The following is a 14799-nucleotide window of genomic DNA, read 5'->3' as shown; positions in this document are numbered from 1 at the left end:
GTCAGGTCAGGTCAGGTCAGATCAGGTCAGGTCAGGTCAGGTCGCGTCACGCCGCGTCCCGCACCGTCCCCGTGATCACCGGGCCCGGGACCGGGTCCCAGTCGGCGTCGTACGTGGTCAGCTGCCCCCGCAGCGACTCGGCCGGCTCGGCGATCCCGTCCTTGACGGTCGGGACCCGCAGCTCCGTGCTCGTCTGCCCGGCCGCGATGTTCACGCCCAGGTACAGGCCGCTGCCCTCCATCGCCCGGGACAGCGCCACCGGCGGGTCGGGCACGTGCCCGAGCTGCTCCTCCAGCCAGCTCCGGTCGACGTCCGCCGTGGACAGCTCGGCCCCACCGGTCACGGGCTCCAGGACGATGGCACCCATGATGTCGACGTCGGCGGGCTCCGAGAGCGTCACCCGCCAGGTCAGGGCCGCGCCTTCGGTCACGTCGTCCGCGACGGGCGTCAGCGTCACCTTCGGCATGGGGTCGTCGTTCCGGGCGGTCACCCCGCCGCGGTGGGCGCCGACCACGACGCCGCGCACCGCCTTCACGAACGCGTCCTGCGACAGGTCGTAGCCGAAGCGGGTGTTGCCCCGCACCGTGACCGGGACGACGATGTCCTGGCGCCCGGGGCGCACCGTCACCAGACGGGAGGTCACCTGGTCGCTGTCCGGCTTGGGGACGAACAGGCGGACCTGGCCGCTGCCCTGCCCGGAGACCCGGACCGGGACCCGGTACGTGCGGACCCCCGAGTTCCCCTCCTGCACCGACAGGCGCCCGATGTCGACGCGCGCCAGCGCGCCCGGGCGGACCGCCGGAGTACCCGGGCGCCAGCCCCAGGCGTCCATCAGCCAGGCGCGGCCGTCGCGGCTGCGCGGGGTCAGTTCGAGCGAGGCGATCCGCTTCAGGTCGAGACGGGCCCGGGACGCGGCGGACAGCGGTACGCGGATCTCGCGCGCCCACGAGGACGCGGTCCGGGGGCTGCCCGGCATGCCGTCCACGCGGGCGCGGCCCAGGACCGCGCGCTTCCCGGCGGCGTCGGTCACGGCGACGTCCAGCTGGGTGCCGGTGGTGTTCGGCGGCACGATCAGGCGCAGCGCCAGGGACTCGGAGCCCGCCAGCGAGACCGGCTGCTTCGAGCGGACCGTCACGGGCGCGCCCGGGTTGGTCCAGCGCAGCGCGACGGCGTCACGGCCGGGTTCGGGCGAGGCCTCCCAGTACACGAAGTGCGGCGAGCCGCCTTCCTCGGGCGGCAGGCAGGAGCGGGCGGCGTTCGGGTCGACCTGGGCGCACAGGCGCCCGCCGCTGCCGGACACCGTGACCGAGGGGCCGGGCAGGAAGGCCGGCGTGCGCCGCCCGCCGACGGCGTGGGTGACGACCTGCGCCGGGCCGGCCGAGGGCGCGCGCCGGCCGGTGCCGTCGAGGAGCGGGCGGACCTTGTCGTCCCCGCCGACGAACAGGCGGGCGGCGGCCGCGATGTAGGTGGCGCCCGCGGTCTGCTGCTGGTCGGCGGTCAGCCGGGTCCGGGTGCCGGGGCTGCAGAGCGGGTCGGTGCCGTCCTCGGACGAGAAGTCGTCGTAGGCGAACGCCTTCGCCTGGCCCGGGGTCCACTCGCTGTTGAAGTAGTTGTGGTTCGCGCCGACCATGTAGACGGCGCTGTGCAGGGCGGCGCCCTGGCTGACGCCGCGGGTGCCGTCGACGTAGATCTGGCCCTGGAGGTCGGACACGTCGCCGTCGCAGCCCGGCAGGATGGTCGTGGAGGGCACGTCGGGGGCCGGGTTCTGGCCGAAGACGGTGGGTCCGATGAGGACGTTGCCGCGGATCTTCCAGCGCACCGGGCCGCGGTAGCCGTCCTGGTCGGCGGGGGCCGGGTAGAGGCTGTCGAGCGCCGCCCGGTTGACGCCCTCGCCGCCACGGGAGTGACCGACGAGCAGGACGCGGGAGAGGTCGGCGGGCGCGGTGCCGCGGACGACGGCCGGCGCGGAGGGCCGGTTCGCCGCCCAGGTGGCCCAGCGGGCGAGGTGCTGGCGCACGAGGGAGGAGCGGGCCTGCGCGCCACCGTCCTCGGACTGCCAGTCCTGCCCGTTGATGCCGTTGGCGGAGATGGACACCGTCACGTAACCCTGCGAGGCCAGCAGTTTCTGGGCCTTGAGGTACCCCTGGTGGCTGGGTATCGGCTGGGTGCCCGGGGCGCACGGCCACTCACCGGTCATGTCCTCGGTGCCGGGCTTGTAGCAGGTGGCGTGGCGGCCGTGCAGGAACAGGGCCACCGGGCGCCGGCCCGGAGCGTTCGTCGGGCCGACGACCATGGCGCGCATCTCGACGGGCTTGGCGAAGCCGGGCAACGAGACGGAACGCAGGGCGTATTCGCCGCCGGTCGTCCGGTACGGGCCGGGCTTGCCCGGGTCCACCTCGTTGGCGGGCAGCGGCGCCTGCGGGCGCGCGGCCGGGGCCGACGGACGGACGTGGGCCGAGCGGGCGGGCGCGGCGGTGTCGAGCCGCCGCCCGCCGGCCGTCACCCGCAGGTCGGAGTTCTTGTCGATCCGGACGTCGCCGAGGGGCAACCGGAAGGTCCGGCCGTCCCGTTGGGCCTCCGGAAGGCCGAGCAGCCGGTCCCCGGCACGGAACTCGACCCGGGCGTCGCCCATGCGGACGGGCTCGGGCGAGGTCCACACCAGGTGGCTGTCGGCGCCGGTGCCGGAGATCTGCCAGCCCTCGGGGAGGCCGGCGTCCCCGGCCCGGCTCCCCGGCGACGCCGACGGCGATCCCGGTGACGGCTGCGCGTACGCCGGCGAGGGCGACGCAGCCGCTATGGCGACCAGCGCCACGGCGGTGGTCACGCCGCGTGTGACACGTATCAAAGCGGTCTTCCTCACGATCGGTCTCGTGAGGGCACCTGCGGTGTCCCGGTCCCCCGGGCGTCCCCCGTCCCTGGTGCCCCCCTCGTCCCGTGAGGACGGTGGGAGGAACCTGTGGGTTGCCTCAAGGGAGCGTCAAAAACCCGCCAGGGAAAGGGAAGGACGTCCGGCGGCGTGCCCACGGGACCCGAGCTCAGACGGAGAAGGCCCGGCCGTCCAGGGTCCAGTGCGGGTCCGGGGCGATGCCGAGCGCGGTGTAGACGTGCGCGGCGACATCGGCGTGGTGGAGCGGCGCCGACGGAGCCTTCCCGGCGGGCAGGCCGGGGCCGCACGCCGCGATCCAGGCGGTGCGTTCGAGGGTGCTGCGCCCGCCGTGCCCGCCCTCGTCCCGGTGCCCGTGGTCGGTCACGGCGATGACCGTCCACTCCTCGCCCGCGCGCTCGCGCCGCCCGCGTACGGCGTCGAGGACGCGGCCGAGCCGCCGGTCGGCGGCCTCGACCGCCGCCCGGTACTCCTTGCCGCAGCCCACGAAATGGGCGGTCTCGTCGACGGCGCCCAGGTAGACGAAGCCGGCGTGGAGGTCCTCGTCGAGGCCGAGGAGGTGTTCCGCCTCGGCGGTCACCCGCTCGTCGGCCTCCTCCCAGGCCTCGGGGGTGTCCTCGGCGGGGGCGACGTAGCCGAGGCGGGTGGGCGCCACGAACAGCGGGCCGCCCTCCTTGGCGAGGAAGAGCGGCGCCCACCCGCCGACCGCGAAGGTCCGGCGTCCGCACTCGGCGGCGAGCCGGGTCGTGAAGTCCGGGAAGACGTCGAGGCGGTTGCCGTCGAGGCGGTTGCCCCAGACGCCGTGCTTGGTGACGCCGACGCCGGTGACGATCGTCGTCCAGCAGGGGCCCGACATGGTGGGGGTGGTGGCGTCCACCTCGACGGGTGCGAGGAAGCCGGCGCGGGCGATCCCGTCGAGGTGCGGGGTGTCCAGTTCCGGGAGCAGGTCGAGGCGTACGCCGTCGATGCCGATCACCAGAACGCGGGAGGTCTCCATGGGTGGTCCAAAGGGTCGTGGGGCGGGCGTGGTGCCGCCGCCGCGCGGCTGGGGGAGCCGCCCGGCGGCGGTGTCGGCCGAGGGGTACGGGCAGGGTGCCGCGGCGGAGCCGCCGCGAACCGGGGTGCGGCGGACGTCCGCGTGCTAGGCGGGCGTGACGCGGCGCAGCCGGATCAGCCGGCTCGCGTGGTCCCCTTCGGGCAGGCGCGGGTCGAGGCCCTGGCGGACCAGGACGGCCCCGCTGTGCACCTCGTCCCGGTCCGGGTCCAGGTAGTGCGCCGTCGGGTCGAGCGCGGGCAGTCGCACCGGGGCCGGGGCATGCCCGAAGCGGGTCGTGGGGCGCCAGACGAGGAGCACGTGGTCGTCGCCGTCGGGCGCCGCGTAGTGGACGGCGTGGACCGGTCCGGCCGGGGTGACGCGGTGCTGGATCCCGCGCTGGACGAGCGGGCGGATCTCCTTGTAGCGCGCGACGAGTTCGGCGGCCTCCGCCAGCTCCTCGTCGCTCCACTCGGTCAGGTTCCCGCCGATGCCCAGCGCCCCGGCCATGGCGACGTGGAAGCGGAAGCGCAGCGGGGTGCGCCGGCCGGTGGTGATGTTGGGGCTGTCGGTGACCCAGGCGGCCATGGCCCGCGCGGGGAAGAGCTGGCTGAAGCCGTGCTGGATGCCGATGCGGTCGACGGGGTCGGTGTTGTCGGAGACCCAGGCCTGGTCCGTACGGGACAGGATGCCGAGGTCGACCCGGCCGCCGCCGCCCGCGCACGCCTCGATCCGCAGCCCGGGGTGCTCGGCCCGCAGCCGGTCCATGATCCGGTAGACGGCCCGGGTGTGGTCGATCCAGAGGCGGTCGGGGTCGGGGTGACCGGCCCACCCGGCCTCGGTGAAGGCCCGGTTGGCGTCCCACTTGAGCCAGTCGACCCGGTGGGTGCGCACCAGCCGGTCGAGGGTCTGCCAGGCCCAGGACTCCACCTCGGGGCGGGCGAAGTTCAGCACCAGCTGGTTGCGGAGTTCGGTGGCGTCCAGCTCGGGGGAGTGGAGGACCCAGTCGGGGTGCGCGCGGTAGAGCTCGCTGTCGCGGTTGACCATCTCCGGCTCCACCCAGAGCCCGAAGTCCATGCCGAGGCGGTGCACCTCGTCGGCGAGCGGCGTCAGGCCCTCGGGGAAGGCCTCGGGACGCGGGCTCCAGTCGCCGAGCCCGGCCTCGTCGCTGCGGCGGGCGCCGAACCAGCCGTCGTCCAGGACGAACAGCTCGGCCCCGAGACCCGCGGCGAGCCGGGCCAGCCGGATCTGCCCGGCCTGGTCGACGTCGAAGCCCGTCGCCTCCCAGGAGTTGTAGAGGACCGGCCGGTCCCGCTCGGGCTCCGGCAGGACGTGCCGGCGCAGGTGCTCGTGCCAGCCGCGACTGGCCGCGCCGAAGCCGTCCGGCGTGTACAGCCCGGCGTACGTCGGGGTGCGCAGCGTCTCGCCCGGGCGCAGCGTCCAGCTGAGCCCCTCGTGGCCGAAGCCGCCGGTCCAGGTGGTGCGGCCGACCGGGTCGCGGTGGACCGTGACGCGCCAGCTGCCGCTCCAGGCGAGGGCGGTGCTCCACACCTCGCCCCGCTCCTCGGAGGCGGTGCCGTCGTCCAGGGCCAGCCAGGGGTTGGCGTGGTGGCCGGTGAGGCCCCGCCTGCTGGTCAGCACGGTCTCGGCGACCGGGAGGCGGTCGCCGCGGAGCTGGAACTCGCTGTTCCAGCCGCCCACCAGGTGACTGAGCCGGTAGTCGGCCAGCGCGGGCGCGGTCCACGAGGCGGAGTCCAGCCGCTCGACGGTGACGGGCAGTGCCGGATCGGCCTCGGGCGCGGTGTGGGTGAGCTCCGTCCAGCGCTCGACGACGTCGCTGTCGGGCCGCACCCGGTAGCACAGCTCGGTGCGCAGCGGGCGGCGCCGGTCGTCCAGCCGCAGCCGCAGTTCGCCGCCGTCGACCGAGGCACCCGCGAAGCGCCACTGGACGCCACGGGTGCCGTCCGCGAAGCGGACCTGGAGGCCGGCCGGGCCGAAGCGGGCGCCGCTCTGGGGCGCGAGCTCGTCGGCGGCCGCGTCGGCCTCGAAGCTGCTCGCGGCGGGCGACACCGCCTCGGGGAGCGCGGCGAGGACGGCGCTGTCGAGCGGGCGCCCCCAGTACAGGTGCCGCGGGCTGCCGTCGGCGCCGATGAGCACCGCGTACTGGCTGTTCGGCGTGCGCAGGACCGCGAGGCCGAGCGCGGGGTCGAAGGTGACGGGAGGGAGCGTGTCGAGCACGGATGAGTCCCCTGACGTGCGGAGAGGAACGGGGGTGGAGCCGGGGCGGCACGGCGTGAACGCGCCCTCGGCGAAGGCCCCTTGGCGGAAGGCACGGAGGCGGCCACGAGCGTAGGGCGAGGTCTGACAGGAAATCAATACTGGAAGAAGTTATTTATTTGCTCTACGTTTCACCCGTGTTTCGACATCACTCCCGGCCTCTGGTCAGCGCACCCGCCGAAACCGCGGTCCTCGCCCTCCTGTTGGCGGAAGGACCGCTCAGCAGGGTGGAGCTGGCGCGGCGCACCGGACTCTCCTCGACGGCCGTCACCAAGGCGGCCCGGCCGCTCATCGACGACGGCTACCTCTACGAACTCCCGCCGGAGCGCACCGCTCCCGGCGCCGGACGGCCCGTCAACCCCCTCGCGGTCGCCCCCGACCGGGAGTTCTTCGTGGGCGTCAAGGTCAGCCCCGACCACCTCTTCGGCGCGGTGTGCGACCTGCGGGCCGGCATCCGCGTCACGGCGATGCTGCCCCTGGACGACTGCGAACCGGACACCGTCGCTGCGGCGTTCGCCGCTCTCCTCGATCAACTACTTGACAGCGAGCCCGAGTTCCGCGACCGTACCCGGCATGTCGGGGTCGCCGTGTCCGGTGACGTCGACCGCGACAGCGGCCTGGTCCGCCACTCCGGCCTCCTCGGCTGGAGCGACGTCCCGCTCGCCGCGCTGCTCACCGCCGCCACCGGCCTCGCCGTCACCGTCGAGAACGACGTACGGGCCCTGACCGTCGCCGAGCACTGGTTCGGCGAGGGCATCGGCACCGGCTACTTCGCGCTCGTCACCATCGGCGCGGGCATCGGCTCCGCCCTCGTCGTCAACGGGGAGCTGCTCCGGGGGGCCTACGGCGTCTCCGGCGAGGTCGGACACATCTGCGTCGACCAGACCGGACCGCGCTGCCGCTGCGGCGCGAACGGCTGCGTCGAGGCACTCGCGTCCACCGACGCGATCCTCCGCGCGGTCCGCGAGGCCACCGGACGGCCCGCGCTGGCCTTCGAGGAGGTCGTCGAACTGGCCCGCGAGGGCGACCCGGCGGCCCGGGAGGCCTTCGCCCGGGCCGGCCGCGCCATCGGCGTCGGCATCGCCACCCTGGTCAACCTGGTCGGCCCGGAGCGCGTCGTGGTCAGCGGTGAAGGACTGGCCGCCTACGACCTGTTCGGCCGCCACATCAAGGACGCCTTCGCCGCCCACGCCTTCGGTGCGGCGTCCCGGTGCCCGCTGCTGCTCCGCCCGCTGCCCTGGGAGGAGTGGTCCCGCGGCGCCGCCGCCGTCGCCATCCAGGCGCTCTTCCCGCAGTACGCGGCCACCGCCGCGACCGGCTCCGGCTGAACCGCCAAGGCCGCCACCACGGCTCGCGTGCGGCCCACCCCGTTCGCGCGCGGCCGACCCGTACGACTCCCTGGCCAGTGCCCTCCACTGCCGGCAAGCACTGTCGAAGGCACCGGCCAGGTAGCACACCCGCACCGCCCCACCCTCACAGAAGGATGCGACATGAGCGCACGCAGAACCGAGCTTAGCCGACGGGGATTCCTGACCGGATCGCTGCTGGTCGCCGCCGGAACCGTCCTGACCAGCGCCTGCAGCACCGACCCCACCGGCGCGTCCGGTTCCGGCGCGAAGACCACCCTCAACGTCTGGTACCACGCCTACGGCGAGACCGGCACCCAGCAGGCCGCGCTCCGCTACGCCACCGCCTTCACCAAGGCTCACCCGGACATCGCGGTGAAGGTCACCTGGGTCCCCGGCGACTACGCCGGCAAGCTCAACGCGACGCTGCTCACCGACGCGGCCCCCGACGTGTTCGAGATCGGCGACTTCAACGAGAGCCTGGCCCGGCGCGGTCAGATCGCCGCCCTGGACGACGTCTACGGCACCGCCAAGACCGACTTCAACAGCAACGCGATCGACTTGGTCACCGTCGACGGCAAGCTGTACGGCATCAAGATGATCGACGACGTCATGATGCTCTACTACCGCAAGAGCACCCTGGCCAAGGCCGGCATCACCCCGCCCACCAGCTACGACGGCCTGGTCGCCGCCGCGAAGGCGCTGACCACCGGCAAGGGCAAGGGCCTGTTCGTCGGCAACGACGGCCTCGGCGACTCCGCGATCCTCGCCGTCTGGTCCAACGGCGGTGAACTCGTCTCCCGCGAAGGGAAGGTGGCCTTCGGCTCCCCCCAGGCGCTCGAAGCGCTGACCGGGCTCAAGCGCCTGCACGACGACGAGTCGCTGCTGCTCGGCTTCACCACCGACTGGTGGGACCCGGCCGCCCTCACCCAGGGGGTCGTGCCGATGCAGTGGTGCGGCCTGTGGGCGATGCCCGCCGTCAAGTCCGCTCTCGGCGACGACTTCGGCGTCATCCCCTGGCCCGCCTTCAAGGCCGGCGGGTCGCCCGCCGTCCGGGTCGGCGGCTGGACCAGCTGCGTCAACGCCAAGAGCAAGAAGCTGGACGCGGCGAAGAAGTTCGCCCAGTGGCTGTGGATCCAGCAGGCCGACCTGCAGAAGGACTTCGCCGAGAGCTACGGCTTCCACGTGCCGCCCCGCAGGTCCGTGGCGGCCACCACCAAGGCGCTGTCCGAAGGCACCGCCAAGGAGACCGTCACCCTCGCGGACCGGTACGGCAAGCACAACCCCGGCACCTGGGACACCGCGGTCAGCAGCGCCTTCAACGCGGCCGCGGTCAAGATCGCCGCAGGTGACGGCGACGCCGCCGGCCTCCTGGCCCAGGCGGTCAAGAAGGCCCAGGGCGAGATCGACAAGCAGCGCGGCTGATGGAACCGGCACCGGAACTCACCCTTCCGTCCGCGCGTGCCGGGCGCCCCGCGCCCGGCACGCGGGACGCGGACCGCACCCGCCGTCCCGGCGCCGGCCGACCGAGCGGCGGCCGGCCCCGGGACGGCCGGACGCCGGTCGGGCGGTCGCGCGCCGGCCGGTCGCGCGCCGGCCGGTCCGGATGGCTCGCCTTCGTGCTGCTGACCGCGCCCATGCTGATCGGGTTGGCGATCTTCAAGTACGTCGCGATCGGCTGGAGCTTCCTGCTCAGCCTCAGCGACGCCCGCGGCAGCATCGCGCTCGGCCACTGGGTCGGACTCGACAACTACCGCACCCTCCTGGCCGACCAGGCCTTCCGCGGCTCCCTGGTGCAGATCCTGGTCTTCACCGCCTTCATCGTGCCGGTCACCTTCGCCGCCTCCCTCGGACTCGCCCTGCTGGTCCACCGGGTGCGGCGGGGCCGAGCCGTGGTGCGCACCGCCTTCCTCATCCCGACGGCCGTCTCCTACGTCGCCGCGTCGCTGCTGTGGAAGATGAGCCTGTTCAACGGCCTGCCCGCGGGCATCGCCAACACCGTCGGCGGCTGGTTCGGAGCGGACCCGGTCCCCTGGCTGCAGACGACGTCGCCCCCGCTGTACTGGATCGTCCTCGTCACCCTGCGGCTGTGGCTCCAGGTCGGCTTCTACATGGTGCTGTTCCTCGCCGGACTCCAGGCCATCCCCAAGGAGATCCACGAGGCCGCCGTACTCGACGGCGCCACCGGCTTCAAGATGCTCCGCAGGATCACCCTGCCGATGCTCCGCAACACCTCCGTCGCCGTCCTGATGCTGCTGTTCATCGCCGCCTTCCAGGCGTTCGACGAGTTCTACAACCTGTTCAACAGCGGCCTGTCCGGCACCGGCACCGCCCCCGTCCAGACGCCGCTGGTCCACCTCTACAACACCGCCATGGGCAGCCAGAACTACGGTCTCGGCTCCGCCGGAGCCTTCGTGCTCACCGCCCTCATCGTCGGAGTGACGCTGATCCAGGGCCGGTTCACGGGATTCGGCAAGAGCGAAGGATGAGCCACACATGACCCTTCCCGGACTCTCCCGAGCCTTCCGGCTCGTCGCCCGCGGACTCCTCGTCGGCCTGCTGACGGCGGTCTTCCTCGCGCCGTTCTACCTGATGCTGCGCAACTCGCTGATGGACTCCCAGGGCCTGACGGCACCCGAGTGGACGTGGTGGCCCTCGACCACCCACTTCGAGAACTTCACCGCGCTCTTCGACGACCCGACCGTCTCCATGGCGCAGGCGCTCGGCAACTCGCTGCTGATCGCCGCGATCACCGCCCCCGTCTCCACCCTGCTGGCCTCCGCGGCCGGCTACGCCTTCGCCCGGATCCCCGTACCGGGCCGCGGCGTCCTGCTGGCCCTGGTGGTCGCCACGCTGATGATCCCGGGCTCGGTCACCTTCGTGCCGACGTTCGTCGTCGTCGGCTCCATGGGCGGGGTGAACACGCTGTGGGGCATCATCGTGCCGGGCCTGTTCAACCCCTTCGCCGTCCTGTTGTTCCGCAACTTCTACCTCCAGTTCCCGGCCGAGATCGAGGAGGCCGGACGGCTGGACGGCCTCGGCTGGTTCGGCCTGTACGGGCGGATCGCCCTGCCGAGCTCCGGGGCGATGCTCGCCTCGCTGGGCGCCCTGTCCTTCATCGACAGCTGGAACTCCTTCCTGTGGCCGCTGGTCATCGGGCAGGACCCGTCGGCATGGACCGCGCAGATCGCCCTGTCGACCTTCCTCACCTCCCAGACCGTCAACCTGCCGGGCCTCTTCGCCGGTGCCGTCGTCACCATCACGCCCCTGGTCGTCATGTTCCTGGTCGCCCAGCGGTACATCGTCGAAGGCATCGCCACCAGCGGCCTCAAGGGCTGACGCACCCCCGCACCCCGTACGCGCAACCCCGTACGCGCAACCCCGTTCCGCACCCCGTACGGCATCCCTGACCCCTACCCCTCACCGTTCCCCCAGAGCAGGCACCACACCCCCCTCCACAAGGAGCCCTCGTGATACCTGGCACACTGCTCCGACGCGCGACCGCGGCCCTGGCCACGGTCTCCGCGCTGCTCATCGGCGCCCCCACCGCGGACGCCACCCCACCCTCCGGGCCCGCCGTCGCGGCAGCGCCCACCGTCCTCACCGGGCCGCAGCTCGCCGCCTCCTGGACCGGACCGCTCAGCACCCGCGGCCGGTGGATCGTCGACGCCACGGGCAACCGCTTCAAGCTGAAGTCCGGCAACTGGGCCGGCGCCCAGGGCACCTACGAGGGCAGCGGCGACGTCAACGACGTCACCAACCACCAGGCCGACCAGATGTCGCACAACATCCCCCTCGGCCTCGACCGCACCCCGATCAGCCGGATCCTGGCCGACTTCCACGCCCTCGGCCTGAACAGCATCCGGCTCCCGTTCGCCAACGCCGTGCTGCACGACACGGTCCCCGTCCCCGACTCCGCCGTCACCGCCAACCCGCAGCTCAGGGGCAAGACCCCGCTGCAGGTCATGGACTCCGTGATCGCGGCGCTCACCGCCGACGGATTCGCGGTCGTCCTCAACAACCACACCACCAGCTACCGCTTCTGCTGCGGCCTCGACGGCAACGAGCGCTGGAACAGCGGCCAGACCACCCGCCAGTGGATCGACGACTGGGTGTTCCTCGCCAAGCGGTACCAGGACAACACCCGCGTCGTCGGCGCCGACCTGCGCAACGAGGTCCGCCGCGACACCTGGAACGACACCAACTGGGGCTGGGGCAACGACTACGACCTCAACAAGGCCTTCGAGGAGGCCGGCAACGAGATCCTCCGGGCCGACCCCGACCTCCTGATCGTCATGGAGGGCATCAACTGGCAGGGCATCCCGACCGACATCACGCCCCACGGCCGCCCCATGCTCACCCCGGTCGCCACCCTCTCCAACACCCTGATCCACTCCGACAAGCTGGTGTACGCGGCGCACTTCTACGGCTACACCGGCCCGAACCACACCGGCGCCACCGGCACGGGCGAGACCCACGACCTGCGCTACGAGGAGCTCACCCCCGAGCAGCTCGTCAAGGCCGTCGACGACCAGGCCCTGTTCGTGACCCGCGAGGGCCAGCACTTCACCGCCCCCGTCTGGATCAGCGAGTTCGGCGCCGGCGGCCGGGGTGCCGTCAACGCCCGGGAGCGCGACTGGTTCGCCCGCTTCACCGACATCCTCGTCCGCAACGACTCCGACTTCGCCATCTGGCCGCTGGTCGGCTGGACCAACGCCGCCGGCACCCCCCAGGACACCTGGGCCATGGTCAACTACAACGCGGCCGGCGCCCGGCTCGGCGTCCTCGACCCCGGTGACTGGCGCGCCGCCGACTGGACCAAGCTGGTCGAGGCCCCCGCCCGCTCGGGCCGGGTCGACACCACGCCCCGCTGGAACATGCTCAACCTGGACTACGGCGACAACGACGTCTCCGCCACCATGCTGGCCAAGCCCGACTGGTCCGCCGGCAACCGCAAGGGCAACTGCCCCGACACCCAGCGCCTGGCCGGACTCGGCCGCAGCGACAGCCGCGGCCTGTGCACCGACGCCGGACAGCCCGCCAAGGCCACCGGTGCCTGGACCACCGTCACCGACGAGCGGTACGTCACCGGCGGCGACTGGGCGAGCGGCTACAACAAGCTGCAGTGCCCCGACCGCACCTTCGCCGTCGGCTACAGCGTGAAGAGCAACGCCATGTCCGCCCTGCTCTGCGCCCCCGCCACGGCCACCCTGCCCACCAACGGGCGCGTGCTCTGGTTCGACCAAGGCGACAACCGGCCCGCCACCGGCGGCTCGAACGCCAGCGACTGGGCCCCCGGCTACTACAAGGGGCAGTGCGCCGACGGCGAGTACCTCGCCGGAGTCGCCTTCACCTGGAAGTGGAACCACGGCGGCGTCCCCGACGCCCTGCTGTGCCGGCCGCTCGCCTGATCACCGGCCCCACGCGCACCCGAACCACCTGAACACGTTCCACTGAGCTCCCCGAGGAGTACCACCGCCATGCCCCGACTGGAGATCGCCGACGACGGCTTCCGTCTCGACGACCGCCCGTTCCGGATCGTCTCCGGCGCCCTGCACTACTTCCGCGTCCACCCGGACCAGTGGGCGGACCGCCTCCACAAGGCACGGCTCCTCGGCCTCAACACGGTCGAGACCTACGTCCCGTGGAACCTGCACGCCCCGCGCCCCGGGGAGTTCCACATGGACGCGGGTCTCGACCTGCCCCGCTTCCTCGACCTGGCCGCCGCCGAAGGACTCCACGTCCTGCTCCGGCCGGGCCCCTACATCTGCGCGGAGTGGGAGGGCGGCGGCCTGCCGTCCTGGCTGCTCGCCGAGGACGACATCGTCCTGCGCAGCCGCGACCCGCGCTTCCTGAGCGCCGTCGACGCCTACCTCGGCGCCCTCCTGCCCCCGCTCCACCGCCACCTCGGCAGCAACGGCGGCCCTATCCTCGCCGTCCAGCTGGAGAACGAGTACGGCGCCCACGGCGACGACACCGCCTACCTGGCCGCCCTCGCCGACCTGCTGCGCCGGCACGGCGTCGACGTCCCGCTCTTCACCTGCGACCAGCCCGCCGACCTGGCCCGAGGCGGCCTCGACGGCGTCCTCGCCACCGCCAACTTCGGCAGCCGCACCACCGAGGGCCTCGCCGCGCTCCGCGCCCACCAGCCCCGGGGCCCCCTGATGTGCTCCGAGTTCTGGATCGGCTGGTTCGACCGCTGGGGCGGCATCCACACCCGCCGCGCGCCCGCCGACGCCGCGGCCGAGCTGGACGCGCTGCTCACCGCCGGAGCCTCCGTCAACATCTACATGTTCCACGGCGGCACCAACTTCGGCTTCACCAACGGCGCCAATGACAAGGGCACCTACCGCCCCACCGTCACCTCCTACGACTACGACTCCCTCCTCGACGAGGCCGGCGACGCGACCGACAAGTACCGGGCCTTCCGCGAGGTCATCGCCCGCCACGCCCCCGTGCCCGACGAGCCCGTCCCCCCGGCCGCCCCCAAGGCCGCGTACGGCACCGTGGACCTCCCGCACACCGCGCCGCTGCTGGCCCAGGCCGACGCCCTCGGCACGCCGGAGAAGTCCGACCGGCCGCTCACCATGGAGGAGCTCGGCCACTCCTTCGGCTTCGTCCTGTACGAGACCGAGCTGGCCGGGCCGGGACCGGCGCTGCTGCGCGCCGAGCGGGTCCACGACCGGGCCCAGGTCTTCGTCGACGGGCAGCCGGTCGGCGTCCTGGAGCGCGAGAACCACGAACACGCCCTCGCCTTCACCGTGCCCCGGGCGGGCGCCACTGTGACCGTCCTCGTCGAGAACCAGGGCCGGGTCAACTACGGGGCCGCCCTCCACGACCGCAAGGGCCTGCTCGGCCGGGTCACCGTCAACGGGCACCCGCCCGAGGCCTGGCGCAGCCGCGCCCTGCCGCTCGACCGCCTCGACACCCTCGCGTACGCCCCCTTCGACCTCGGCGCACCGCCCGTCGGGCCCGCGTTCCACCGCGGCACCTTCACCGTCGACGGCCCCGCCGACACGTATCTGCACCTGGACGGCTGGACCAAGGGCCTGGCCTGGGTCAACGGCTTCCCGCTCGGCCGCTACTGGTCCCGCGGCCCGCAGGCCGCCCTGTACGTCCCGGCGCCCGTCCTGCGCACCGGCGAGAACGAGCTCACCGTCCTCGAACTGCACGCCTCCACCGGCCGCCACGTCCGGCTGAGCGACACCCCCGCCCTGGGAGCCACCGAGGAGTGACCCGAGGCGCGCCGGCCACCGCCG

General features: G+C 73.2%; 9 protein-coding genes. 6 read left to right on the top strand and 3 right to left on the bottom strand.

Annotated features, from left to right (window positions below; translation table 11 throughout):
- Positions 1 to 46: 46 nt before the first annotated feature.
- The 3 genes from OG309_RS02545 to OG309_RS02535 all read right to left on the bottom strand — a co-directional run bounded on the left by OG309_RS02545 (position 47) and on the right by OG309_RS02535 (position 6155).
- Entirely contained in the window at positions 47 to 2845 is a 2799-nt protein-coding gene (locus OG309_RS02545; protein ID WP_329417975.1) for a hypothetical protein, read from the bottom strand.
- Between the two features lie 190 nt (positions 2846 to 3035).
- Positions 3036 to 3881: an alkaline phosphatase family protein gene (locus OG309_RS02540; RefSeq protein ID WP_329417972.1), complete on the bottom strand. Its 846-nt coding sequence runs from the start codon at positions 3879 to 3881 to the stop codon at positions 3036 to 3038.
- Positions 3882 to 4025: 144 nt separating this feature from the next.
- Positions 4026 to 6155, bottom strand: a complete 2130-nt coding sequence (locus tag OG309_RS02535) for an alpha-galactosidase (protein WP_329417970.1) — start codon at positions 6153 to 6155, stop codon at positions 4026 to 4028.
- A gap of 176 nt (positions 6156 to 6331) precedes the next feature.
- On the opposite strand from OG309_RS02535, the gene OG309_RS02530 reads away from it, so the two are divergent.
- The 6 genes from OG309_RS02530 to OG309_RS02505 all read left to right on the top strand — a co-directional run bounded on the left by OG309_RS02530 (position 6332) and on the right by OG309_RS02505 (position 14775).
- Positions 6332 to 7522, top strand: coding sequence for an ROK family transcriptional regulator (locus OG309_RS02530; protein ID WP_329417967.1), 1191 nt, complete (start codon positions 6332 to 6334; stop codon positions 7520 to 7522).
- Positions 7523 to 7684: 162 nt separating this feature from the next.
- Complete coding sequence (locus OG309_RS02525) at positions 7685 to 8965, top strand: ABC transporter substrate-binding protein (protein WP_329417964.1); 1281 nt, start codon at positions 7685 to 7687, stop codon at positions 8963 to 8965.
- Positions 8965 to 10029 (top strand): carbohydrate ABC transporter permease, encoded by a 1065-nt coding sequence (locus tag OG309_RS02520; RefSeq protein ID WP_329417961.1) that lies wholly within the window; start codon positions 8965 to 8967, stop codon positions 10027 to 10029. Before OG309_RS02525 ends, OG309_RS02520 begins: the two co-directional genes overlap by 1 nt.
- A 7-nt stretch (positions 10030 to 10036) precedes the next feature.
- The gene (locus OG309_RS02515; protein WP_329417958.1) at positions 10037 to 10879 is read left to right on the top strand and encodes a carbohydrate ABC transporter permease; all 843 of its coding nucleotides are present in this window, start codon (positions 10037 to 10039) and stop codon (positions 10877 to 10879) included.
- 134 nt (positions 10880 to 11013) lie between these two features.
- Entirely contained in the window at positions 11014 to 12951 is a 1938-nt protein-coding gene (locus OG309_RS02510; protein WP_402545312.1) for a glycoside hydrolase family 5 protein, read from the top strand.
- A gap of 69 nt (positions 12952 to 13020) precedes the next feature.
- A complete protein-coding gene (locus OG309_RS02505; RefSeq protein WP_329417954.1) occupies positions 13021 to 14775 on the top strand; it encodes a glycoside hydrolase family 35 protein in 1755 nt (584 codons plus the stop codon).
- The last annotated feature ends 24 nt before the right edge of the window (positions 14776 to 14799 follow it).

This window comes from Streptomyces sp. NBC_01268, assembly GCF_036240795.1.
GTDB lineage: Bacteria > Actinomycetota > Actinomycetes > Streptomycetales > Streptomycetaceae > Streptomyces.
Note: the sequence above shows the minus strand (reverse complement) of the source record. Positions and strands in the feature narration are given on the sequence as shown.

Coding starts and splice junctions, on each gene's coding strand:
- OG309_RS02540 (WP_329417972.1), bottom strand. CDS start 3,881: ATGGAGACCTCCCGCGTTCTGGTGATCGGCATCGACGGCGTACGCCTC.
- OG309_RS02525 (WP_329417964.1), top strand. CDS start 7,685: ATGAGCGCACGCAGAACCGAGCTTAGCCGACGGGGATTCCTGACCGGA.
- OG309_RS02520 (WP_329417961.1), top strand. CDS start 8,965: ATGGAACCGGCACCGGAACTCACCCTTCCGTCCGCGCGTGCCGGGCGC.
- OG309_RS02515 (WP_329417958.1), top strand. CDS start 10,037: ATGACCCTTCCCGGACTCTCCCGAGCCTTCCGGCTCGTCGCCCGCGGA.
- OG309_RS02505 (WP_329417954.1), top strand. CDS start 13,021: ATGCCCCGACTGGAGATCGCCGACGACGGCTTCCGTCTCGACGACCGC.